At 34.0% G+C, this 23629-nt stretch carries 16 protein-coding genes; 5 read left to right on the top strand and 11 right to left on the bottom strand.

What is annotated here, in order from left to right:
* Positions 1-14: 14 nt before the first annotated feature.
* From clfB to isaB, 10 genes are all read right to left on the bottom strand, one after another.
* Positions 15-2954, bottom strand: a complete 2940-nt coding sequence (gene clfB, locus ACXQH5_RS07810; protein ID WP_156989294.1) for an MSCRAMM family adhesin clumping factor ClfB — start codon at positions 2952-2954, stop codon at positions 15-17.
* Positions 2955-3303: 349 nt separating this feature from the next.
* On the bottom strand, positions 3304-4008 hold the full coding sequence (locus tag ACXQH5_RS07815; protein WP_000138218.1) for a Crp/Fnr family transcriptional regulator: 705 nt from the start codon (positions 4006-4008) through the stop codon (positions 3304-3306).
* A 98-nt stretch (positions 4009-4106) separates the two neighbouring features.
* On the bottom strand, positions 4107-5048 hold the full coding sequence (gene arcC / locus ACXQH5_RS07820) for a carbamate kinase (RefSeq protein ID WP_000660026.1): 942 nt from the start codon (positions 5046-5048) through the stop codon (positions 4107-4109).
* Between the two features lie 16 nt (positions 5049-5064).
* A complete protein-coding gene (arcD, locus tag ACXQH5_RS07825) occupies positions 5065-6495 on the bottom strand; it encodes an arginine-ornithine antiporter (protein WP_001005830.1) in 1431 nt (476 codons plus the stop codon).
* Positions 6496-6585: 90 nt separating this feature from the next.
* Positions 6586-7596: an ornithine carbamoyltransferase gene (gene argF, locus ACXQH5_RS07830; protein ID WP_000136166.1), complete on the bottom strand. Its 1011-nt coding sequence runs from the start codon at positions 7594-7596 to the stop codon at positions 6586-6588.
* 32 nt (positions 7597-7628) lie between these two features.
* On the bottom strand, positions 7629-8864 hold the full coding sequence (gene arcA / locus ACXQH5_RS07835) for an arginine deiminase (protein WP_000129411.1): 1236 nt from the start codon (positions 8862-8864) through the stop codon (positions 7629-7631).
* A gap of 176 nt (positions 8865-9040) precedes the next feature.
* Positions 9041-9208, bottom strand: a complete 168-nt coding sequence (locus ACXQH5_RS07840; protein WP_049280148.1) for a hypothetical protein — start codon at positions 9206-9208, stop codon at positions 9041-9043.
* A gap of 2 nt (positions 9209-9210) precedes the next feature.
* A complete protein-coding gene (locus ACXQH5_RS07845; RefSeq protein ID WP_000748760.1) occupies positions 9211-9660 on the bottom strand; it encodes an arginine repressor in 450 nt (149 codons plus the stop codon).
* A gap of 366 nt (positions 9661-10026) precedes the next feature.
* On the bottom strand, positions 10027-11556 hold the full coding sequence (gene aur / locus ACXQH5_RS07850; protein ID WP_001225026.1) for a zinc metalloproteinase aureolysin: 1530 nt from the start codon (positions 11554-11556) through the stop codon (positions 10027-10029).
* Positions 11557-11968: 412 nt separating this feature from the next.
* A complete protein-coding gene (isaB, locus tag ACXQH5_RS07855; protein ID WP_001044557.1) occupies positions 11969-12496 on the bottom strand; it encodes an immunodominant staphylococcal antigen IsaB in 528 nt (175 codons plus the stop codon).
* Positions 12497-12753: 257 nt separating this feature from the next.
* Here isaB and ACXQH5_RS07860 point away from each other — a divergent pair, with 257 nt between their 5' ends.
* The 4 genes from ACXQH5_RS07860 to manA all read left to right on the top strand — a co-directional run bounded on the left by ACXQH5_RS07860 (position 12754) and on the right by manA (position 18307).
* Positions 12754-13212, top strand: coding sequence for a hypothetical protein (locus ACXQH5_RS07860; protein ID WP_000734789.1), 459 nt, complete (start codon positions 12754-12756; stop codon positions 13210-13212).
* A gap of 239 nt (positions 13213-13451) precedes the next feature.
* Complete coding sequence (locus ACXQH5_RS07865; protein WP_000887010.1) at positions 13452-15326, top strand: BglG family transcription antiterminator; 1875 nt, start codon at positions 13452-13454, stop codon at positions 15324-15326.
* Positions 15327-15402: 76 nt separating this feature from the next.
* Positions 15403-17355, top strand: coding sequence for a fructose-specific PTS transporter subunit EIIC (locus tag ACXQH5_RS07870; protein ID WP_000706126.1), 1953 nt, complete (start codon positions 15403-15405; stop codon positions 17353-17355).
* A 13-nt stretch (positions 17356-17368) separates the two neighbouring features.
* The gene (manA, locus tag ACXQH5_RS07875; RefSeq protein ID WP_001173194.1) at positions 17369-18307 is read left to right on the top strand and encodes a mannose-6-phosphate isomerase, class I; all 939 of its coding nucleotides are present in this window, start codon (positions 17369-17371) and stop codon (positions 18305-18307) included.
* Between the two features lie 111 nt (positions 18308-18418).
* Here manA and ACXQH5_RS07880 read toward each other — a convergent pair whose 3' ends face one another.
* Positions 18419-21361: a YhgE/Pip family protein gene (locus tag ACXQH5_RS07880; protein WP_458067105.1), complete on the bottom strand. Its 2943-nt coding sequence runs from the start codon at positions 21359-21361 to the stop codon at positions 18419-18421.
* A gap of 210 nt (positions 21362-21571) precedes the next feature.
* Here ACXQH5_RS07880 and ACXQH5_RS07885 point away from each other — a divergent pair, with 210 nt between their 5' ends.
* On the top strand, positions 21572-23431 hold the full coding sequence (locus tag ACXQH5_RS07885; RefSeq protein WP_001125615.1) for an amidase domain-containing protein: 1860 nt from the start codon (positions 21572-21574) through the stop codon (positions 23429-23431).
* Positions 23432-23629: the final 198 nt, after the last annotated feature.

A 23629-nucleotide genomic window follows, 5' to 3' on the forward strand; every position in this document is an offset into this window, starting at 1 on the left:
GCCTAAAAAAGTATTTACGCTTTTTCTTTATGATCTTGCTTGCGTTTTCTAAACAATAGTAATGATCCTAATAATGCCATCATTGCACCAAATAAAGTTGCATTTGTGTTTTCGCTCTTATCTCCTGTTTCTGGTAAAGCATCAGTTTTGTGTTGTTTTGATGCCTTATTAGAATGGTTTACTTCACCTTTAGGATTTGATGGTGCTTTCTGTTCATTATTTGGTGGTGTAACTCTTGAATCAGAGTCGCTATCTGAGTCCGAATCGCTATCTGAATCTGAATCGCTGTCTGAATCCGAATCACTGTCTGAGTCTGAATCACTATCTGAATCTGAGTCACTGTCTGAGTCTGAATCGCTGTCTGAATCTGACTCGCTATCTGAATCGGAGTCGCTATCTGAGTCCGAATCGCTATCTGAATCGGACTCACTGTCTGAGTCTGAATCACTATCTGAGTCTGAGTCACTGTCTGAGTCTGAATCGCTATCTGAATCTGACTCACTGTCTGAGTCTGAATCGCTGTCTGAATCTGAATCACTATCTGAGTCTGAATCACTATCTGAATCTGAGTCGCTGTCTGAATCTGAGTCGCTGTCTGAATCTGAGTCACTATCTGAGTCTGAATCACTATCTGAATCTGAGTCGCTGTCTGAATCCGAATCGCTGTCTGAATCTGAATCGCTGTCTAAATCCGAATCGCTATCTGAATCTGAGTCACTGTCTGAGTCCGAATCGCTGTCTAAATCCGAATCGCTGTCTGAATCTGAGTCACTATCTGAGTCTGAGTCACTATCTGAATCTGAGTCGCTGTCTGAGTCCGAATCGCTGTCTAAATCCGAATCGCTGTCTGAATCTGAGTCACTATCTGAGTCTGAGTCACTATCTGAATCTGAGTCGCTGTCTGAGTCCGAATCGCTGTCTAAATCCGAATCGCTGTCTGAATCTGAGTCACTATCTGAGTCTGAGTCACTATCTGAGTCTGAGTCACTATCTGAGTCTGAGTCACTATCTGAATCTGAGTCACTATCTGAATCTGAGTCGCTGTCTGAGTCCGAGTCACTGTCTGAACCTGAGTCGCTGTCTGAGCCTGAGTCACTGTCCGAATCCGAATCCGGATCTGGTTCTGGGCTTGGCTCTGGATCTGGCGTTGGTTCCGGATCTGGTTCTGGGCTTGGCTCTGGATCTGGCGTTGGTTCCGGATCCGGGTCTGGACTTGGTTCTGGATCTGGCGTTGGTTCCGGTTCTGGATCTGGACTTGGTTCTGGATCCGGCGTTGGCTCCGGTTCTGGCTCTGGGTCAACCGGTGGCCCTGGAGTTGGATCTTTCGGATTTACTGCTGAATCACCATCAGCACTTCCACCACCATAACGTACAACATTCTCATTATTCCATCCGAAAATACTGTAGTCTTTACCTGTCGCTGGGTCAATATTTTCTTGAATAACCTGTGTTTTCAAGTTTTTTCCAGTATTATCATAGTGACCTTCAACTAAAACGACATACGTTTTATTTATATCACCAAAATTAATACTTGCTACGTTTTGGTATTTATAAGTGATTTTATCCTTAAATTGATCAGTTACTTCTTTAAGGTTAGAGTCATTTGGGTCTGCATAGTAGCTATCTGATAATTTAGATGTATCATTCACTTCAAAAATTCTCAGTTTTGTATCTGTAGCACTTACTTTACCGCTACTTTCTTCGATTTTATCTTGGTAACCTTTAATATACACCCACGTATTACCTAAAACTCGTTGCTTAGGGTTAACAAATACCGTTTGCTTGTATGTGTTTTGACCTGAAGCTGTATCTACACCAATAATTTGAGAAGAAATGTTCGCGCCATTTGGCTTATCAATTCCTGCAATTGGCGAACTATAGTTATAAGTAATTTTATTATTAAACATTTCATCCGCAATATTAATATTTGCATCATATGTTCCTGATTTAGGTGCCTTTGCTCGGTCTGTAAATAAAGGTAATGAAAATTGCCCGTTAATATTTTCTTTATCATTTACATAATCTGTAAAGACAAATGTATACGTCTTAGTCAAGATATCATATGTTGCTTTAGCTACAACATCGCCATTCGTACTTTTAATATCTGCAATTGGCATCGTATTATTTGAATTAGAGTAATCCACGTCTCCATTACCAGTTAAACTATCTGGTAACTTCGCTGTAAAATAATCCCCTGATTTCACTTTATCTGTCACTGTAAAATTTGCCGCCATAAATGTATTTCCACTTTGGTTAGGGTCAAATGTAGTCTTTTGCAACTGTAGATTACTTGCCGTAACTTTATCATTTACATTTGTACCTTTAGCATCAGCAGCATTTACTACAGGTTCAGCAACTGCAAGACTACGTACAGCTCTCGTTCTAACACTTGGTTTACTAGTTCCTTGCGCATTGGAAATCGTTTGTGGTGATGATTGTGGTAAATCTAATGTTTGAGGATTTTTAAGTTCACTGTTTGTTGCTATGCTATTAGCATCATTCGTTGTTTTATTATCTACTTGAGAATTTGCTTCTTGAGGAACAGTTTGATCTTGCATTTTTGCAGCAGTTGCTTGATCTTTAATTGCCGTCGGTTGAGGTGTTTCATTTGTTGAAGCTGGCTCTGTTGTAGTGGTATTGCTCGTTTGTGTAGACATTGGTTTTGCTGTGCTATCTACATTCGCACTGTTTGTGTTTGCACTAATATCAGATGTATCATTAGCCGTTGTATTTAATTGAGGTGTTTCTATCATATTATTTTTTTCGGAATCTGCACTTGCATTATTTTTCGAAGATTGCGTTGTATCGTTCGATTGTTCTGAAGCTTGTGCTTGATGATTGCCTATCCCAAATAGTATAGTTGCCCCTACTATTACTGATGTGGTACCTACTGTAAAACGTCTAATCGAATACTTATTCTGCTTATTCGACAAATAATCAATTCTTTTTTTCAAAAATATTACTCCATTTCAATTTCTAGATTAGTCTAAATTGTATAATGAAATAAGAATTATATCAATTGCTTTTCGAAAAAAATTACGTAAAATTTGTTTTCTTCCTATTTATATAACTTAAAATTTTCTGTTAACTAGCAAAAATCAATATACTATTTTTACACTATTGCAAATGTTTTACTTTTCAAAAACTTAGAAGTTCTAAATTTTTCATCACCTTAAATTTTACTGTAATTTCAACAATCAAATTTAACTAACATTTTAAATTTCTCATCATGCTAGCAAAAAAGGCCTAACGTATAAATGTACGTTAGACCTCATGTTCAACTTATTCATTTTACATTGTATATTAAACACATACATCATTGAATAAATGTTTGCTTACTAACCAATTTTTATGATCTTTAACAACAAGTTTTTCATCTTTAAGTTCATGAATAATATGACCAGCTGTTTCCCGGGAAATCCCAGCCATATCACTCATGAGTTGAATAGTTAAAAACTGTTTGATTTCATAAAATTCATCTTGATCGTATCCTACTGTCTGACATAGATGGCATAACAATTTGATAATTCGATCTTTAGCAAATTTACTTGTTAATGCCATGTTATAGTTCATGTGTTGCTGCTCATTATCATTTATTAATGCAAAAAGTGTCAAAAATATATCATCATTAGCTTTGCACAAAAAGGCCATCAATTCTCTAGGCAATCCAAGAACTGTACAATCGGTTAATGCTGTACACAATTCGTTAACCTCTTTCGGATGAAATAAGTTACTGATTGGAAATAATACTTGCTCTTTATTAAAATAACGATATACATCTCCATTTTGATTGTAATGTTCTCTAATAATGTTACCTTCAATTAAAAAGTAAATATTGCTACTTTCTTGTGGCGAAAAATAAATAACTTGGCCTTTCGTATAATGTCTGACAAAACATTCACTTTGATATGGTTGTAATATACTATATGGGATATTAATGTAATCTGCTAATGCCTTTAGTTCATGTTCTAATTTATTATTTCTACCCAAAATAAAGTTTTCTGTCATAAGTTAAACTCCTTCAAACCTTGCAAAGTGTCAGCAGACAACTTTTTCATTTGAATCAACGGAGAAACATATTTAATGTTTTGTCGCGTGATAAAGTGCTACATGTGAATGTGTGTACCTTTATTACCAATCAAAGCTTCGTATGCCTGCTCTAAATTGGTAATGATAACTTTTTTGTTTTCCCCACTTTCAACAAATCGTATCGCAGCTTCTATTTTTGGCAACATCGATCCTTCCGCAAACTTACCTTGTGCCGCGTATTTTTTCAGTGTTGCTACATCAATATCATCGATTTGTTGTTGATTAGGTTCATTAAAGTTAATAAATACATTTTCTACATTCGTAAGAATCATTAAGGTATCTGCTTCAATCAGCGTTGCTAATTTCTCACTAGCAAAATCTTTATCTATAACCGCTTCAACACCTTCATAGGTATTTTCTTTTTTTATAACTGGAATACCGCCACCACCGCATGCAATGACAATATTTTTACCGTCTGCTAAAGTTCGAATTAACTGGTGTTCTAGTATAGATTGAGGTAGTGGTGACGCAACTACTTTTCTATAACCACGTCCTGCATCTTCTTTAAATACTGAGTCTGGCTGTTCTTTTTGTAATTCTTCAACTTCTTCTTTCGTATAAAAAGGACCAATTGGTTTAGTTGGGTTATCAAATCGTGGATCATCTTTATCTACTTCCACACGTGTAACGATTGTGCCTACAGTTCTATCACTATTCATTTCAGTTAAAATGCGATTGATTTCAGTTTCCAACCAATAGCCTATCATACCCTGTGACATTGCACCACAAGTATCCAATGGCATTGCCGGCGTTGTGTCACTGTTCGATTTAGCTTGTTGGATTAATAAACTTCCAATTTGTGGGCCATTACCATGTGAAATGACAATACGCGCTGGTGAATCAAATAAAGGTTTAAGGTTTTGCATCGCACGTCTAATAGCTGTTTGTTGTGCTTCAGCTGTTGCTTCTTTTGTCTGTATCGCATTACCGCCTAATGCAATGACAATTTTCTCTTTCATATTTTTGTCGCTCCTTTTAAAAAACATTTATCGTTCCCATCAATAACTTAATTAACCCGATAACTGCAAGTACGATAATAATCATAAAAAGAATATAGTCTGATTTAATCAAACGTGTCTGATTATTCTTTTGAACGATTGAATAAACAAGAAGAGCTGGAATATAAAGTAACATCGTCAATAATAAGTAATTGATACCTGCTGCATATATAAGCCATATAGCATAAATTGAGGCTATGATACCAATCGTCCATTGTTTAGTAGTTGCTTGCTGTCGATGCTCTAAAGTGTATTTAACTTGGTAAAATGCACTGAACATGTAAGGGTATAAAATAGCACTTGATGCTAGTGAAAATGCAAATTGATACGCACTCTGTGTAAATAGCATACTTATCAAAAATAATTGTACTAATATATTGGTAATAAGCAGTGCATTTACAGGTGCTCCATTTTTATTTTCTTTAGCAAACCATTTTGGAAATAATCCATCTTTTGCAACAATGAAAGGTAATTCACCAGCAAGCAGTGTCCATCCTAACCATGCACCTAGTACCGAAATAATTAAACCAATATTTACAAGTGTAGATCCCCAACCACCTACAATAGTTGCAAGCACCTGTGCCATACTTGGCGAATCTAATTGAGGAATATGATTTTGCAAAATCACGCCTTGAGCTAATACAGTTAATAAGAAATAGATAATTAAAACTGATATAAGTCCTATAACCGTGGCACTACCTACATCTTTTTTATTTTTAGCTCTACTAGAAAAAATTACTGCACCTTCGATACCGATAAACACCCATACTGTCACTAGCATCGTACTTTTAACTTGGCTCATTGTGCTCGCCCAACTAAATGGCAATACACCCTCTGACGTCATACCGAAAAAGCCTGTTTTAAAAGTGTCAAAATTGAATGCAATTATCATGCATATGATTACAAGTAAAATCGGTATTAACTTTGCAACAGTAACAATACTATTGATAAATGCTGCTGTTTCAACGCCTTTTAAAATCAAGAAATGGACACCCCAGAGTAGTAACGAGGCGACAATAATACTTGGTAATGTGTTGCCTCCTTTAAAAATCGGGAAAAAGTTACCTACTGCTGACATCAATAGTGTTGCATAGGCAACATTGCCTAAAAACGCTGAGAACCAATATCCCCAAGCACTGATAAAGCCTACAAAATCGCCAAATCCTGCTTGAGCATAACTATAAATACCACCGTCTAGCTCCGGCCGTTCATTGGTTAAATTTTGAAATACGAACGCTAATGAAATCATTCCTATAGCTGTAATAATCCAACCAATAATAATGGCTAATCCACCGGCTTTACCGCCCATATCAGACATTATATTGAACGCACCGCCACCAATCATGGATCCTATAACTAGTCCAATTAAAGAAGATTTACTGAGTTTGTTATCTCCTGATTCGTTCATATTCATTTCTCCTTTAATACCAATATGAGGTGTCTGTACATGACACTTATATCATCAGACACATCATATTCATATCGTTCCATTTAGTGATTAACTCCCCAATGTTGCTGCCATTACTGCTTTAATTGTATGCATTCTATTTTCAGCTTGATCAAACACTTTTGAATGTTCACTTCTAAAGATTTGGTCTGTAACTTCCATTTCAGCTAATCCATATTTTTCATAAATTTCTTGTCCATAAAGTGTATTTGTATCATGGAATGCTGGTAAACAATGTAAGAATATCGTTGAATCTTTACCTGTTAAATCAAACATCTGTTGATTCACTTGATAGTCTTTTAATAAATTAATACGTTGTTCAAATTCACTTTCTTCACCCATCGATACCCAAACATCTGTATATATAGCATCTGTATTTTCAACTGCTTCTGCAATATTATCCGTAATCATGACTGAACCACCATATTGACTCGCTTTTTCTTTTGCAATATCAACATATGCCTCTTTTGGATTTAATGATTTAGGTGTACAAATTCTTACATTAACACCTAACATAGCACCTGCTACCATTAATGAATGCGCAATATTATTACGTCCATCTCCAACGTAAGTTAAGTTTATTCCTTCTAGATATCCAAAATTCTCTTTTATTGTCATAAAATCAGCTAACATTTGTGTAGGATGCCAATCGTCTGTTAATCCATTCCACACCGGTACACCAGAGAACTTCGCTAAATCTTCAACAGCTTGTTGTGAAAAACCACGGAATTCAATACCATCGAACATTCTACCTAATACTTTCGCAGTATCCTCTACAGATTCTTTTTTGCCTAATTGAATATCATTTTTCCCTAAAAATTCTGGATGCGCACCTAAATCAATAGACGCAACTGTAAACGCTGCACGCGTTCTCGTCGAATTTTTTTCGAATAGTAGTGCAATGTTTTTTCCAGATAAGTAGTGATGCTTAATACCGTTTTTCTTATACTCTTTTAATGTAATTGCAAAATCAATAAGTCCTTCGAATTCTGCTTTGGTAAAATCACTTTCTTTTAATAATGATCTGCCTTTTAAATCATACGGTTTTTGAATTTCTGTCATTATTTTCACCCTCGTTTCTATAATTTATTACGTTAAATGTCTTCTCTGAATAGTGGTTGACTCATACATCTAGGACCCCCACGTCCACGTACCAACTCGCTACCACTTATTTCAATAACTTTAATGCCTTTCTGTCTCAATAAATCATTCGATACATAGTTTCTATCGTAAGTCACTACAACACCTGGTCTTATACATAATGTATTTGAGCCATCATTCCATTGCTCTCTAGCACCATCAATGACATCACCATTTCCTGTTGGAATGAATTGAATATCATCTATACCTAGTACGTCTTCTAAAGTATCTTTTAAATGACTAGATTGTTTGATGGCAATATCTTTATTTACGTCATCATATTCAATAATAAATATATTCATATTGCCTTCTGCCTTTAAAATGGCTGAATGCATTGTAAATTTGTCATAATCTATCATTGTAAATACTGTATCTAAGTGCATAAATGTTCGACTAGTTGGAATTTCAATTGCTACTACTTTTTTAAACGTCGCCTGCGGATTTTCAAAAATACGTCGCGCTAACTTTTCAATAGCTTGTGCAGATGTACGTTCTGAAACGCCTATAGCCAAGACATCTTTAGATAAAACAAGTTCATCGCCGCCTTCAATATTGAATGGGCAATCTCGATCTAACCAGATTGGAATATTCGCATCTTTAAATCTAGGATGATGCTTTACAATATATTGAATAAATATTGATTCTCGTCGTCGTGCTCTCCAGAACATCCGATTGATTGTTATACCGTGTCCTATTGAGGCTTGTGGATCTCTAGTAAAATAAAGGTTTGGCATTGGATCTAAATAGAATGGATATTTATCATCCATATACTCTACTAGATGTGTGCATTTCGGATTAATTTCTTCCTTACGTACCCCTGACATTATTTTATCTACAAGTTCTTGATTAGAAAGTGTCGCAAATAATGCCTTAATTTCTTCTTCATGACCTAATATTGTTTTTTTAGACTCTGCTAATACATCATCAATAAATTCACTTCTTACTTGAGGATTTTCAATACTTTCAGCTGCTAACTTCTCAAGGTAAAGTACTTCAACACCCTCTTCTCTTAGCACCTGTGCAAAATGGTCATGCTCTTTTTGAGCTACTTCTAAATATGGAATATCATCAAATAGTAATCCATCTAAATAATCAGGTACTAAATTTTCTAATTCTTTTCCAGGACGCTTAAGTAACACAGTTTTTAAAGCTCCAATTTCGCTATTTACTTTAATTGGACCATCTGTCATGTCTATTTCCTCCTTTTATCTTTGAATTCATTTAGAGTATAGACAATCTTCAAACGCTTACATGTGATTATATTCACATAAAGAAAGTCGAAAATTTCATATCTTTTTGTTATACAATACATAATAATGGATTTTTATACATAAATAAAGGTGTTTTGGGTCTAAATATACATTTTTTATTCAAAAAGACCCACAAAAACATGTTGTATAAAGTTTTTTATACAGTCAAATGAATGACTATGAATTCTTTCTTTCCATAAAAAAACGCGTACACAAGTTAATATTTGGTAACTAACTTGAGTACACGTGATACGAAACAAATTTTTATTATTCATTTGATACATGTCTATTTAAATAATTTTGCGTATACGTATTCCGCCATATCATTTGAGGCAGTTAAGATTAATGTAGTGTCATTTCCACTCACCGTACCTAATATCTCTTCTATATTTAGCTGATCGATAAAATAGTTTATGCCTTGGGCGAAACCAGGTGAGGTTTTGACAATAATGTATGAACCATTGATGATTGAACTTAGAACTTCATGTTCACAATAGTGTCTAAACTTTTCTCTCATCTCTTGTTCTGTTTGATTATTAATAGCTTTATAAATCCATGTTTCACAATCGATAGGGACACGATATATATTAAGTTCTTTCAAGTCTTTAGCAATTGTTGTTGCACTATATCTTACACCAAAATATTCTTCAATATATGAAATGATTTGTTCTTTTTTATAAATCTTATGCTTTTTAACTATTGTAGAAACAATTTCTAATCGTTTACTTTTCTTCATATTGTAAACTCCTTTGGTAGTTACGTTTCTTGTATTAAAAAATAAATTCATGCATGTTTCATTTATAATTTAACACTTTGTTTTGCAAAAGATAATAAAAATACATGTAAATTTTTTGTGACAACTTTTAAAATGAATTTTGTATTCTAAGTCAGCATTTAATTATCACATATTTGCTACTAGTAATGATTTTAGACTGCCGAGTAGTCTTTCGGCAGACAACCCTCACACTCCTCTCATCTAATTACAAAAAGAGGGTACACCTACAAAGTCAATAATCAATGTAGGTATACCCCATATATAAGCTGTATTTAAAATTTAATTATTTATAAGTGTTTAACATTACTTCTTCTTGTTTATATATTTTTACTCCACGCCTACTTCATTCCATGCTTCATACACTTGTTCAGCTGTTTGCTCGTCATATAAATCTTTAGCCGCTTGGTATAATGCATCTTTACAATCTTTGAAGTTTGAATTACTTGTTAAGTATTCCGTTAATGCTCGGTAGTAAATTTGTTCTGATTTAGATTTCCCTATTGCTTGAATCACGTTATAAGCTGCTTTATTTGGAATTCCAGAATTCGTATGTACGCCACCATTATCTTTTTCAGTGAATACATAGTCTTTCATATGAGCTGGTTGACCAAATTGTTCTGGGTTTGACATGCTGCGTAAAGCGTCTCCCTCTTTTCCAGGTGTGTAGACATCTTCACCCATTAAGAAATCCTCGTCATCTACAAAGTATCCAAAAACATCTGAAAAGCTTTCATTTAGAGCGCCTGACTGGTCCTTATATTCTAAGTTCGCAGTCTCTTGTGTCACACCGTGTGTTAATTCGTGTGCCACTACGTCATTTGCACCCGATAAACTTGTGAATGTGCGACCATCACCATCACCATAGATCATTTTGTCACCGATCCATGCGGCATTATTTCTGTTATCTTGACCACCATAGTTATTAACATGGGTTAATGAAACAATTGGACTACCATGGTTGTCATATGATTCACGACCAAATGTGTCTTTGTAATAATCATATGTTTGTTTAGCGTAATAATTTGCATCTACGCCAGCACGTTGCTCATCTTTTACGAAGTTTTCATCTTCATTAGTAATCAATGTTGCTTGACCTGTTTGATCATTAAAGCTAAATGCTGATAATTTACCTTGATGCGTTAAATCTTCTAGGCTAAATCCACCGTCAATACTATTGATATTGATATCTTTTGTATCGCCAAGTACACCTTTTCCTTTACCAGTTTCTGCAGCTTCTTTAACTAAGTTCATTTTTTCTAAAATTTCGCCAGTTTGAGCATCAATTTTAACTTTCCAATGTGAAATTTCTGGTGTCACTGTAATTAACTCAACATTATAAACGTATTTATTACTGTCACCATCGATTTCAACTTTGTTTTCTTTAATGACTTTATCTTTAAGATTTTTCGCTTTATGCTTATCAATCTTAACTGCTTTAAATGCTTTGTCGGCTGCGTCATCTTTACTTAATGTCACTTTATTCGTTGGCTTTACTTTCTTCGCATCAGTATCCCCATTGATTAAAACGACTTTTCCTGATTTGTCTGCGTGTACTTTCACTTCTTTGTCAGGTGCATGAACACCATCAACACTCGGTTGCAATGTGTAATGCGTAAATCCTTTTTTATCAGTTTTTACATCAGTAACAGCGTAATCTTGATAAATATTTTTTACATTTTCGGATTTAGGCAATTCTTTTAATGCTTTGACCGCATCACTCTTTTGAGTCACCTCAAATTTAATATCAGAATTAGCTGGTTTATTGTTTGAATCAATCGCTAATGCTGCTGGTGATAAAGTGCTCAACAAGGTTACTGCTGCCATACTTGTAAATGCATATCTTGAAAATTTCCTCACATTTCATTCCTCCTGAAATCTTAAAAACAGCTTATAAATAAAATATTAATTTAATTTTTAAGAAAAGTAAATGATTATTTCTATTTATTTCGATACTTTTTGTTCATTGATTTTATTTATTGATTCTTTTCTTTTTTAAAAATGTTATCTGTGACTAAATAAAATTTTAAAAATTGGGCTTAATTATATTTTAAAATTTATCAAGGCTTTATTTTTGTGAAAATATTAACAAATACAAAATAGTGCTCTATATACTTAATCAATGCTTGAAATATGTATACTGACTACTTAACTGTGCATGATTAAATCTATATATTTCAATATCATGGAGACACCAAAACTACCATCATATAATAAAAAAGACTAGAATGCGGTATCACTCCTCACACTCTAGCCTTAATATGTTATTATTTTATTTACTTGTTTTGTATGGTGTATGTCCAACTGTTACTTCGACAACTCTATTATGATCAACGACAAACCAGATTCCTAATGTCTTTTTAGCATTTTGATAGTAAAAAATACCGCTATCAGCTTCCTTTGTTTTACCATTTTCTTTTTTCAAGTCCTTGCCATAAGCTTTTTGGATATCTTTTAATGAAATATTATTTTTAACTACAAATTGCAATTGACTTGCTTCGTTTCCTTTTGCAGAAACACCTTTAAAAGTTTGATCATATTTCTCTACTTTTTTTATCGTATCCGTTTTAGCTAATTTAATACCATTGAATTTCACGTTATCATACTTAATCGCGTTAATAAAATTCTTATCCAGAATAAAATTAGCATTATTACCAATATAACCATTGTAAGTATAATATGGGGTTATTGCTGCCTGTGCCTGTTTACTTGTTGGCGCCGAATTTTCAACAACTGTTACTCCAATCAGTGTGCCCAATGCTAATGTTGCTGCTACACAAACTTTACTGGTTTTATTCATAATTATCTCTCTTTTCCATACAAATATTTTATTCCTTACACTTTTATTATAACTTTTTCAGCCATAAAAATACTAATGATTATATTTATAAATACATAACAGTTTTGTTATACTAATTGAAGTACACAAAAAACAATGAAAATATTAATATCGTCTAATTTTCTAATATTTATTTTTTAAAATGATTATGGCAATATTGAAATAAATTATTTAGCTTCACGTATCGACTACTTTTCATTAACATGGAGGCGTTATATTTGAAAAAACTTCTTATTACCATCGTAATTATCGTATTAATCGGAGCACTTGGGTTCGCAATTTATGCTGCAATAAATCATTCTACATCATCAAGTAATAACCAAGAACAAGAAAATAAAGCTACGCATAAAAAGACAGACACCGAAGAAAATGATCAACAAGATGATAGTGCAGACAAAGCAGATAAAAATCAAAATAATGGCAATAACGTTACTAATGACAATCAACCATCTTTACCGTCAAATGTTCCTAACAACCATTCAACAGCACCTTCGAATACGCAACCAGCTCAGCCAAAAGACTCAAATACATATAAAAATAATACTCACGGTAGTGGCAGTCAATCGTCAACAAACAACCAAAATAATCAACAACAGAACACACCACCTGCTAATAAATCAAATAATACCAATACGCCTTCTAAACAAACACCTCAAGCACAATCACCTAAAAATTAATCATTTACCTGATACGTCCACAAGTATCAGGTAAATAAATTCAGAAAAACAGCAGTAAGATATTCTTCTATTTGAAATATCTTACTGCTGTTCTTTATTTGCATAATTCGCACTCTGTTAAATTCATATAAAAGTTCGCTTTAATGTCATTGACGTATGTATAAGCTCTCATGTTTAATAATATTAATACACCTTTAAAAACGCTTACACGGAAAATTTAGAAAGGAGGTACATGTTAAATGCTTGATAGACACTTAAAACTACTCCAGTTTTTTATTAAAAATCCATCAAAGCACATTAGTTCTAATGAAATTGCTGAACATGTCAATGTTTCAAACCGCACAGTTCGCAATGATATCCATGTTATCAATAGCAATTTTATGGATGATATCATCGTAAGTATTAAATCTAAAGGATATCAATTAAATACATCGCAGTATACCTTAGAAACGATAACTGAACGTTACACGCATATTCAATCATATAAAGAAAAACTATTATTATCTATGGCGTATCAACTGCTAATGCACAATAAATCGCAGACATTGCAACAACTAGAGCAAGATTATCTATTATCTAAAACTGTGCTCAACGACTATTTCGTTCGAATTCAACAATGGTGTCAAAAATTTAATATCGCTTTAACAATCAAGAAAAAACAAGGTATTGTGGTCGATGGAACAGATAATGATATCACTAATGCCATCATCCATTTAAATCAATTATCATCAGGGCATGTACATGTTGAAGACCTAATTTTAAATGAATTACCTGATTCACACCAAAGGATGATTTCGCATATTATACAAGAGACACTTCAACAACATAGTATTGAAACAACTGATATTCAAATACAACAGCTTTTAATTCATCTCATTTTAATCATTAAACGTAAGCAATCTTTAAGTGAGCTAGACACGTTAAACCACGATGCAAAATTGATATCTCAATCTTGCATTAAGCAAATCAACGAAAGATTAGGTTATGACTTGAACGAAAAAGTAATCAATATGTTTTCATTCTTTATTGGTTATCATTTTAATAAACTCGATATTGGCATAGAACGTATATTTATACAAAGTTATATTGATCGCTTAATCGAATTGATGCAGCAACATATTCATGTACCTTTCAATGAAGATTCGATTTTACAACAAAATTTATATAATCATTTTAGTAAAGCATATTTACGTATCACTCAAAACATTTATTTAAACAATCCTTTAGTTATAGAGATTAAAAAACTCTATCCCTTTGTGTTTAACACACTTTTTGAAGCGATTGATAAATTAGCAATTGATACTGATATAGAGATGAGCGAAGATGAAATTGCCTTTTTAACCATTCATTTTCAAGCTGCCATCGAGCGTCGTACCAAAACACAATTAAATGTAGTCATCGCTTGTTATTATGGTCTAGGTGTGTCGAATTTTTTAGAAACTAAAATAAATAACTTATCCGAAGAGTTGTCAGTGATAAATACGATTAAACTAGAAAATATAACACACTATCACTTTGACAATGTAGATTTATTAATAACGACCCATGATATTCCAAAACAAACGCTAAACATACTTCCTAAGCACCTAACGATTATCAAGGTTGCACCATTATTTTCTGAAGATGACCGTCACAAAATCAGACACGTTGTGAAGCAAAAGCAAAATCCGGTTCAAGCACATCATCATATGGACACTGTCAATTTCCTTGTCGTAAATACTGAACAAAAACCACGACATACTGTGCAAATTTTTGAAGAAGCTCAAAAAATATTACAAGCACATCATGCGATTGTAGAAGGATATATCGAATCAGCTTTAGAGCGTGAGAAATCATCTTCTACATACATAGGTAATTTTATGGCGATTCCTCATGGAGATCCTGAAAAAGTTTTACAATCACATGTGCTTATTTTTCGTACAAAAGATGTTTTTCCTTGGCGACAACACGATGTCAAACTTGTCTTTTTCTTAGCGATTTCGCATAAAGACAAAGCTTTTACAAAACAAATGATGCAATTAATTGCTAACTTGGATGATGATTCAGTGAACCATTTATGTAGTTTAGATGATCATAGTTTAAAGCAACAGTTATTTGAATACTTACAAGAATAATTGCCACTAGTAACGGTAATTATTCTTTTTTTTAGTATCGAGAATGCGCTTACAATATAGAAAAGGAGATGATTTTATGAAAATTGTAGCTATTACCTCGTGCCCAAATGGCATTGCACATACATATATGGCTCAAGAAAAACTTGAGCAGGTAGCAAAAGAAATGGGTGTGGATATTAAAGTAGAGACACAGGGCGGTGTTGGTGCTGAAAATGTTTTAACTACGCAAGACATCGAAGAAGCTGACGGTGTCATAATTGCAGCTGATAAACAAGTTGATCTGTCCCGATTTGTTGGTAAACGGTTGATTAATGAAAATGTTCGCGAAGGGATTCATAATCCGAGAGGTCTAATTCAACGTATCATTAATCAAGATGCGCCTATTTATCAATCTGAAACAAATTATTATTCGAAAGATCGCGATAAGTCTAAAAGTGGTATTCAAATGGTGTATCAACATTTAATGAACGGTGTATCGTTTATGGTTCCTTTTATCGTAGTTGGTGGACTCCTTATCGCCATCGCGCTGACTCTAGGCGGTGAAACGACATCAAAAGGATTAGTCATCCCAGATGATTCATTTTGGAAACCCATTGAAAACATTGGTAGTTTAGCCTTTAAATTTATGGTTCCAATACTAGCTGGATATATCGCTGTTAGTATCGCTGACAAGCCGGGACTTGTTCCTGGTATGATTGGCGGCGCTATCGCTGCTGACGGTAGTTTTTATGGCAGTGATGCAGGCGCAGGATTTTTAGGTGGTATTGTTGCTGGTTTCTTAGCAGGTTATATCGCAAAGTGGATTAAAGATATTAAAGTTCCAAAAGCAATGGCACCAATTATGCCTATCATTATTATTCCCATTATTTCATCGGTCGTTGTAGGATTGATATTTATATTTTTAATCGGTGCACCAATTTCTAATATTTTTGAGGCATTAACAACCTGGTTAAAAAGTATGCAAGGTGCTAATATTATTATACTTGCGATGATTATAGGTGCGATGATCGCCTTCGATATGGGCGGTCCAGTAAACAAAGTAGCATTTTTATTTGGCTCAGCACTTATTGCTGAAGGTAATTACGCCGTTATGGGTATGGTCGCAGTTGCTGTATGTACACCACCAATCGGTTTAGGTTTAGCAACGTTTGTTCAAAAGTATAAATTCAATCATTCTGAAAGAGAAATGGGTAAGGCTTCCTTCACTATGGGACTATTTGGTATTACTGAAGGTGCTATTCCTTTCGCAGCGCAAGATCCATTGCGCATTATACCTGCAAACATCATTGGTGCAATGATTGCATCAGTCATTGCAGCCATTGGTGGTGTCGGCGATAGAGTCGCACATGGAGGTCCAATCGTGGCTGTATTAGGTGGTATTGATCATATATTATGGTTTATCTTTGCAGTGATAGTAGGTAGTCTTGTCACAATGATTACTGTACTATTATTAAAACGCAATACACCAGTTATAGCAGTAGATGCACCAGCGCAACACACGCAACTTCATGATACAGATATAACACAACATGATACAGAGGTTGACAATGTCGATAACACCGCGAAACATTCACATCTCAATAAACCTTCTCATGTTTTTGATCAACAAACTATGATAATTACTGATCACGACATGTCTCGTAACGAAGCAATTGATATGTTGATTCATAAACTTAAAATTTGCCGTTATGTAGAGCACACATCGCATTTAAAAAATGCGATCCTAGAACGTGAAATGGAGTCTACGACAGCTATTGGCATGAACGTGGCCATTCCACATGCAAAGTCTGATGTTGTAAAACAACCGATTGTAGCTGTTATGAAAAATAATCATGGTGTTAAATGGGAAAGTCTAGATGGTAGTCTACCTCAATTGATATTCTTAATTGCCGTACCAAACAACAGTCAGGATACACATTTAAAAATACTTCAACGCTTATCTAAAGCGTTAATGAATGATGAGACACGCCAATCACTAATTAATGCAAACAGTACTAAAGAAATTTATAACTTATTAATGAAAATATAGAGGAGTTTTAACTATGGCATTATTTTTACAACCCGTTTTTAAAGACAGAATTTGGGGCGGTCATGCATTAAAAGCATTTAACTATGATATCCCTAATGAAACAACTGGTGAATGCTGGGCAATTTCTGCACATCCAAATGGTCCTAATATAATTATCAATGGTCCATACAAGGATATGACCCTAGATCAACTTTGGTCACAACATCGTGAATTATTCGATAATGATTCACGAGATAGTTTCCCTCTGCTAACTAAAGTATTAGATGCCAATGATAAATTATCTGTTCAAGTTCATCCAGATGATGATTACGCTTTAAAACACGAAGGCGAACTAGGTAAAACAGAATGTTGGTATATTTTAGATGCAGCCCCAGGTGCTGAAATTATATATGGCGTACATGCACATAATAAACAGACGTTAATCGACATGATTGATAATCATGAATTTGACAGTCTTTTCAAACGTATACCTGTTAAGCCCGGTGACTTTTATTATGTTCCTGCTGGCACTGTCCATGCCATTGGTTCGGGTATTTTAATTTTAGAGACACAACAATCATCCGATACGACATACCGTATTTATGACTATGATAGACGAGATCAAAATGGTCAATTGCGTGACTTGCACTTAGAGCAAAGTAAAGATGTGATTGAATTAGGCAATCATGAACCAAATACTACTCCTATAACAACTCACATCGACACACACACTGTAAATCAATTTGTAGATAATCAATATTTTGCAATATATAAATGGGATATTCATGGAGATTTAAAATTCAATAAACCACATGCTTATTGCTTGGTTACAATTATCGATGGTACTGGTACTTTAACAGTAAACGATAAGCACTATGACATCCAAAAAGGTTCTAGCTTTATTTTAACTACGGAAGACGAGGATATTCACTTTGTCGGTAATATTAGTGCTATAGTAAGTCATCCTGGATAATAGCAATGATAACACCCGTCCCATAAAAGACAGAAATTACTATCTCTTCTGTCTAAAAACATAAAAATCCACACATTAAGGAGCTATAACCCTAATGTGTGGATTTAATTTTTATTCTGTAACGTTACTTTGGTCAACTTTTTCAGATACGCGCTTCATCAATGGATCTGTTACAGGTTTTAAAATTAAACCTACAACGAAGAATCCTATGCCAAATAACGTTAATATAATTAATTTTGTAATTAAGATTTCCGGAACAATACCGCCTACTGTTTCACGTAATGAATCAATTGCATACGTAAATGGTAAGTATGGCGAAATGTTTTGGAAAAATTGTGGCGTAGTTTGAATTGGGAATGTTCCTCCACCACCTGCAATTTGTAATACAAGCAATACGATTGCAATGGCTTTACCTGGGTTGCCAAGTAATGATACGCACGTATATACGATTGAGTTGAAAATAATCGAACAGAAAATCGTTATAAGTACGAATAATACAGGTGACTCAACCCCTGCTTTTAGGATTAACAAATCTCCAACCGATACAATGAGTGCTTGCAACATACCAAGCATTATAAAGAATCCTGCTTTACCTAAGAATACTTGTCGTGTCGTTAACACTGGCTCTAAGCTCTTATGTTTATTATCAACAGTTAATAGGCTTACCATTAAGAGTGCGCCTACCCATACCGACAGTGCAGTATAGAATGGTGTCATACCTGAACCATAATCCTTAACTGGGAAAACATCAACAGTCTTCTTATTAATAGGATTTGCAATAATACCCGCTTGCTTTTTCAAATCATTCTTAAGTGTATCGATTAATTTGTCGACTGCATCATCTTTGTCTAATTTCTTGAAAATTTTATTCGCTTTTTTCAAATCTTTTTCAACATCAGGCAATTTATTTTGAGAAAAATCAGCTAAATCTGATAAAGCCTTTTTCGCTTGTGGCTGATTTTTATTTAGTAATCCTACCGCTTGATCATAACCATTTAATAACGTTGGTAAATTTTTATTCACACTTGCTGTCGCATTGGTTAAACGTTGCTCCAACTGTGGTAAATCGTTACGTACAAAGTTAGCTGCTTTCGCTACATCACTTTTCACTTTCGGGAAGTTTGCTTGAGCATTTTTAACAGCACTAATGTATTGTTGTTCAATACTTGGTAATACTGTTTGTAAACGATCGATACGTGTTTTACCATTTTTTAAAATAGATTGACCACTGTTGATGACTTGATCAATTGTATTTAGCTTAGACTGAACATTAGACAATGCCGTTTGCCCTTTATTCAATTCATCCATAATACGTTGTGATATTGATACTAAAGAGCTGTTAAGATCTTTTTTAACATAATCTCTAAATGATGATAATGATGAATCTAGTTTTGACAGTTGATCTAGTAATTTAGTAGCTTCAGCAGTTCCTGAACTACCATTCTTTAATGCATTGCTTAATTGATTAACTAACCTTAATGATTCATTAATTCGATTATTAGCTGCCTTTACCTTATCAATTTCTTTTGATAAATCAACATTTTCATTCTTCTCAATCTCTTTTAATGTATCGATAAATTGTTGATTATATTGAGTTGTGTATTCTAAACCGGACTTAACATTATCTAAAGACTCTCTAAAATCAGAAGGCTTGTCCGATGCTAAAATGCCATACGAAATATTACGTAATGCCTGACTATCTTTTTGTGCGGCTTTCGCTTGGGTATCTAAATTATTTGATAATGATAATAAAGAGCCCGTTAATGCCGCTTCCATTGATTTAACATCTTTATCTGTAATGTTTTGTGTGTTCTCGTTAGCTGTGCTGACTTGTGTTGTTGTTATATCTGCAAAACTTTGACCATCTTTTTTTCCGCTTGTACTTTGTGGTGTAGTCGATACAGGCGCATTATTACTATTTGGTGCAGTATCGCCACTTGGTGGCGTTGGTGCTACACCATTACCAGCTGCAGGTGCACTATTTGATGTTTCGTTGTTCGCCGCGCTATTTTGAGGAATCTGTTGCTGATTTCTTCGATTTAAATCTTGCGCGCGTCGAATTGCATCTTGATAATCACCGACTCTACTTCTAACTTGTGTGACGAAGCCTTTGGCATCATTTAACTGTCCATTAGCTTGATCAATACCTTGACTCGCAATGTTAAGTCCTTGATTAATTTTAGGGAACTGCGCTGGCACGTCATCAGCTACAAAATTTAACGCTTTTTCAATTTTCGGCATATAATTATTTAAAGCTAATATCAACTTAGCCTTTTCATTAAGTTGCGGAATAGCACCATTGACTTCGTTTAATTTTTTCTGAGCATCTAAAATATCACCTTTATAATTTCCTAGTTTTCTAAAATCATTCGCATATTTATCTAAATCCGCTTGGTGGTTATTCAAATATACAATTTTATTCGCAAAGTCATTAATCTTAGGTAAAGCTTTATCTGCTGAATATACCGCATTTTTTATCTTGTTAATTGTCGGCACATTTTCTTCAATAGTTAAACCTGCTTTGTTAGCTTCTTCTAATAATGCTCGAGTTACTGTTTTATTAAATTGTTCATTCGCTTTTTCAACGACAACTGACGAACCAGTATCTGTTAGCTTAGACGCAACAGCGTTAATCTTCTGATTCACCTTAAATTCTACATCTGCTTTTTGAGGCTGCTTACGTAGTGTCCCGGTAATTTCATGTGTAAACTTAGATGGGATGTAAATACCTGCAAAATATTTACCCATTTTTATCTCATGATCAGCTTTCTCTCTACTTACAAACTGCCAATCAAAGCTTTTATTTTTCTTGAGTGTATTAACCATCGTATTACCGACATTAACTTTTTTCCCTCTGATTGTGTCGCCTTTATCTTCATTAACGACTGCGACCTTGATGTGTCCCGTGTTGCCATATGGATCCCACATTGCCCATAAGTTAAACCAAGCGTAGAACGATGGTAAAATAGCTAAGCCTGCTAAGATAATCCACACAGCTGGCGTCTTAGCTACTTTCTTCAGATCCATTTTAAATAATTTAAATGCGTTCTTCATTGTCACACTCCTATGTAGGAATTATTCATATTTTTTATATATTTTTTGTAAATTAATTTATTTTTGCGTTGTGAATTAGTATAATCAATTTACTGGAAGATATTTAGTCGATTGATACCTATCAACTATTTTCAGCATACGATAAATTATAACAAATCATAGTTTATTATCACACTTAATTATTATATTTTTCAAGGGAGAATACGAAATATGCCTAAAAATAAAATTTTAATTTATTTGCTATCAACTACGCTCGTATTACCTACTTTAGTTTCACCTACCGCTTATGCTGACACACCTCAAAAAGATACTACAGCTAAGACAACATCTCATGATTCAAAAAAATCTAATGACGATGAAACTTCTAAGGATACTACAAGTAAAGATATTGATAAAGCAGACAACAATAATACAAGTAACCAAGACAATAACGACAAAAAATTTAAAACTATAGACGACAGCACTTCAGACTCTAACAATATCATTGATTTTATTTATAAGAATTTACCACAAACCAATATAAACCAATTGCTAACCAAAAATAAATACGATGATAATTACTCATTAACAACTTTAATCCAAAACTTGTTCAATTTAAATTCGGATATTTCTGATTACGAACAACCTCGTAATGGTGAAAAGTCAACAAATGATTCGAATAAAAACAGTGACAATAGCATCAAAAATGACACTGATACGCAATCATCTAAACAAGATAAAGCAGACAATCAAAAAGCACCTAAATCAAACAATACAAAACCAAATACATCTAATAAGCAACCAAATTCGCCAAAGCCAACACAACCAAATCAATCAAATAGTCAACCAGCAAGTGACGATAAAGCAAATCAAAAACCTTCATCGAAAGATAATCAATCAATGTCAGATTCGGCTTTAGACTCTATTTTGGATCAATACAGTGAAGATGCAAAGAAAACACAAAAAGATTACGCATCTCAATCTAAAAAAGACAAAAATGAAAAATCTAATACAAAGAATCCACAGTTACCAACACAAGATGAATTGAAACATAAATCTAAACCTGCTCAATCATTCAATAACGATGTTAATCAAAAGGATACACGTGCAACATCATTATTCGAAACAGATCCTAGTATATCTAACAATGATGATAGTGGACAATTTAACGTTGTTGACTCAAAAGATACACGTCAATTTGTAAAATCAATTGCTAAAGATGCACATCGTATTGGTCAAGATAACGATATTTATGCGTCTGTCATGATTGCCCAAGCAATCTTAGAATCTGACTCAGGTCGTAGTGCTTTAGCTAAGTCACCAAACCATAATTTATTCGGTATCAAAGGGGCTTTTGAAGGGAATTCTGTTCCTTTTAACACATTAGAAGCTGATGGTAATCAATTGTATAGTATTAATGCTGGATTCCGAAAATATCCAAGCACGAAAGAATCACTAAAAGATTACTCTGACCTTATTAAAAATGGTATTGATGGCAATCGAACAATTTATAAACCAACATGGAAATCGGAAGCCGATTCTTATAAAGATGCAACATCACACTTATCTAAAACGTATGCTACAGATCCAAACTATGCTAAGAAATTAAACAGTATTATTAAACACTATCAATTAACTCAGTTTGACGATGAACGCATGCCAGATTTAGATAAATATGAACGTTCTATCAAGGATTATGATGATTCATCAGATGAATTCAAACCTTTCCGCGAGGTATCTGATAGTATGCCATATCCACATGGCCAATGTACTTGGTACGTATATAACCGTATGAAACAATTTGGTACATCTATCTCAGGTGATTTAGGTGATGCACATAATTGGAATAATCGAGCTCAATACCGTGATTATCAAGTAAGTCATACACCAAAACGTCATGCTGCTGTTGTATTTGAGGCTGGACAATTTGGTGCAGATCAACATTACGGTCATGTAGCATTTGTTGAAAAAGTTAACAGTGATGGTTCTATCGTTATTTCAGAATCCAATGTTAAAGGATTAGGTATCATTTCTCATAGAACTATCAACGCATCTGCCGCTGAAGAATTATCATATATTACAGGTAAATAAGTATTATATTAAACCCGTAAAATTTATAAGTATAAACAAGGAGTTCGGACTTAAGCATATTTCTGTTCATAAGTCCGATTTCTTATTCAATTAAACCCGAGGCATTCAGTTCGAACGCCTCGGGTCATTTTATATAAATATATTATTTTATGTTCAAATGTTCCTCATCATATCCGTTTCAATTGCCATCTCACACAT

It is taken from the genome of Staphylococcus sp. SA22, assembly GCF_054165785.1.

Excerpts from the sequence above, each read along its gene's own strand:
- arcD (WP_001005830.1), bottom strand. The coding sequence starts at position 6,495 with ATGAACGAATCAGGAGATAACAAACTCAGTAAATCTTCTTTAATTGGA.
- arcC (WP_000660026.1), bottom strand. The coding sequence starts at position 5,048 with ATGAAAGAGAAAATTGTCATTGCATTAGGCGGTAATGCGATACAGACA.
- isaB (WP_001044557.1), bottom strand. The coding sequence starts at position 12,496 with ATGAATAAAACCAGTAAAGTTTGTGTAGCAGCAACATTAGCATTGGGC.
- ACXQH5_RS07870 (WP_000706126.1), top strand. The coding sequence starts at position 15,403 with ATGAAAATTGTAGCTATTACCTCGTGCCCAAATGGCATTGCACATACA.
- argF (WP_000136166.1), bottom strand. The coding sequence starts at position 7,596 with ATGACAGAAATTCAAAAACCGTATGATTTAAAAGGCAGATCATTATTA.
- ACXQH5_RS07880 (WP_458067105.1), bottom strand. The coding sequence starts at position 21,361 with ATGAAGAACGCATTTAAATTATTTAAAATGGATCTGAAGAAAGTAGCT.
- ACXQH5_RS07885 (WP_001125615.1), top strand. The coding sequence starts at position 21,572 with ATGCCTAAAAATAAAATTTTAATTTATTTGCTATCAACTACGCTCGTA.
- manA (WP_001173194.1), top strand. The coding sequence starts at position 17,369 with ATGGCATTATTTTTACAACCCGTTTTTAAAGACAGAATTTGGGGCGGT.
- arcA (WP_000129411.1), bottom strand. The coding sequence starts at position 8,864 with ATGACAGATGGTCCAATTAAAGTAAATAGCGAAATTGGAGCTTTAAAA.
- ACXQH5_RS07865 (WP_000887010.1), top strand. The coding sequence starts at position 13,452 with ATGCTTGATAGACACTTAAAACTACTCCAGTTTTTTATTAAAAATCCA.
- ACXQH5_RS07840 (WP_049280148.1), bottom strand. The coding sequence starts at position 9,208 with ATGTATCAAATGAATAATAAAAATTTGTTTCGTATCACGTGTACTCAA.
- ACXQH5_RS07815 (WP_000138218.1), bottom strand. The coding sequence starts at position 4,008 with ATGACAGAAAACTTTATTTTGGGTAGAAATAATAAATTAGAACATGAA.
- ACXQH5_RS07845 (WP_000748760.1), bottom strand. The coding sequence starts at position 9,660 with ATGAAGAAAAGTAAACGATTAGAAATTGTTTCTACAATAGTTAAAAAG.